The organism is Streptococcus pseudopneumoniae (assembly GCF_001072315.1).
Lineage (GTDB): Bacteria > Bacillota > Bacilli > Lactobacillales > Streptococcaceae > Streptococcus > Streptococcus pseudopneumoniae_R.
Window position 1 is genome coordinate 1 of sequence record NZ_JVLI01000185.1, and the last position, 1,960, is coordinate 1,960.

Consider the following 1,960-nt stretch of genomic DNA (forward strand, 5'->3'; position numbering starts at 1 on the left):
ACTGGAATCCCCTTTTCCTGCAGACTAGTTATAAATTTATGGCCAGCCATATCATTATCTACAGCTAAGGTAATCATATCCTGATGCTGACCATCTTTAAAATAATTCGTTGTTCTAGCGACAGTTTCTAGTTTTTTTCCAACATTCTGATCTACTTGATAGGATTTATCATTTATCTCTGAATACAATTCCATAAACCGTCTACTAATGATTCCTTCTTTTACTCCATCCATAGCTACTAAGCGGACATCCTGAAGCCTATCTTTATGAAGCTCATAGTAGCTCATTAGATCGATTGGAGCTTCCGCAAATACTAAACGTTTAGGATTCCCAATATCAATTGAAAAGCCTAATTGTCCGTCTGAATTTCTCATAATTTGTTTTAGACGCCCACGTTCAGGATAGTGCTCCCGATTCTCTACTATTCCCTGAAGACTCGCTCCAGTTAAAAAGCCTATGTTGTCCTTATACTTAAAGACGATCACAGGCTCAAAATAGTCTCCCTTTTTTCGGATTGCTTCCGCTATACTCCCTTGGCTAATAAAGAAGTTAATCGTATCATCTGAAAGGCCTCTCTGTGCCTTCAAATAGCTTCTAGAGGCGCTGAAATCCTGACGCTCATATCTTTCCAAGTGATAGCTAAAAGGCTCTTTTGAAGCCGTCTGAGCTTCTACATCGACTTCCTTAAATTCTCCAGTTTCTAAAAAATGCATCGCTTCCTTGTAAGAAACACCTCGTATGGTTTGAACTAACTGAATAACATCTCCAAATTCAGTTCTTGAGTTCCAATAAAATTCATTTTTCTTTGTATCTATTACAAACGAATCATGTTCTACCCAGTTATAGCTATGGCTCCCTGTACGCTTTAACTCCATGCCTAGTTGTTCTGCAACAGAAATAATAGATAATCTCTTGGCTTCTTCTTTGCTTAACACCATCTGTTGTCCCTCTACAATGAAAATTCTGGTTCTTCTTTTTCTGCTACTATATCTTGTGTCTGTTCTCTCTCAAGTTCTTCCGCTTCTACAAAACGTTTTAAATCAGGAAAATGGAGTTGGGCTTGTTTTAGCTTATCATGAACCAACAAGTTCTCATCGATATAATAGACAGCTTCCTGGTGCCCGTTGAAACCTTTCTCTAAATCAATATCCTCAAAGCGGATAACAGCCAACTCTGTCAAACTTCCCTTATACCAAGCTCCAATCTCACTTTCAAGATAGAATCGAACAGATTCTCTATCTTCCGTCTTTGTATCCCGTAAATAAGCTAGTTCCCAGCTTTCACCTTGAGAATAACCAACGACCTCTTGAAGAATTAACTCCTGATTATTCGTTCCTAAAATCTGGTTAATATCTCCTAAACGTGGTACTAGAATTTCCTGAGCTAGTGAGACGGCTTCTGTACGATAGTTGAAAAACTCATATTGTTCTCTATCTTCTACATAGTTCCTAACGAAATCTGAATAATGAGGGAAATGTTCCTGAAAACTAGGTGAAATCATTCCATAGATATAGGCTTGTTTTACTGTTTCAAACTGGGCTATTTGATAATATGAGGGGTCAAGCTTGCCCTCTTGATTCAATAGTTCCTTGATATTTTCTGGAAGTTGAATCGGTTCTGAATCTGGCCAAGTTTTCTTAGAATAGTTGATTACTTCTTCGTAAAGAATGGTATCGATCTCTGGATTCTCCATTTTAAGTAAAGTATCTACAATTTGAGCATATTCTGAAAGATTGGAACGATAATCGGAGATCAAGCCATCTTTACGAACCTCCCATTCCTCAACCTGAGCATTTTCTGGAGTTCGTAGTAACAATACCTCCTCAGTTTTTAGATCGACTCCAATAACTTGATCGCCATTGGGAAGCTGATCCATCTCTAATTCCCGAATCCTAGCATCTAATTGATTATTAACCTGAAGCAAGTCTTGTTTCAAGTGAAATAATTCTTCTGCATTGGC

1 protein-coding gene and 1 pseudogene are annotated in these 1,960 nt (G+C 38.0%); both read right to left on the bottom strand.

Annotated elements, in window-relative coordinates; all coding sequences use genetic code 11:
- Positions 1-938: pseudogene (locus ADH54_RS09860) on the bottom strand (toprim domain-containing protein); the annotation flags it as partial.
- A gap of 11 nt (positions 939-949) precedes the next feature.
- Positions 950-1,960 (bottom strand): hypothetical protein (locus ADH54_RS09865; RefSeq protein WP_049524980.1); only part of this gene is annotated, 1,011 nt, incomplete at its 5' end.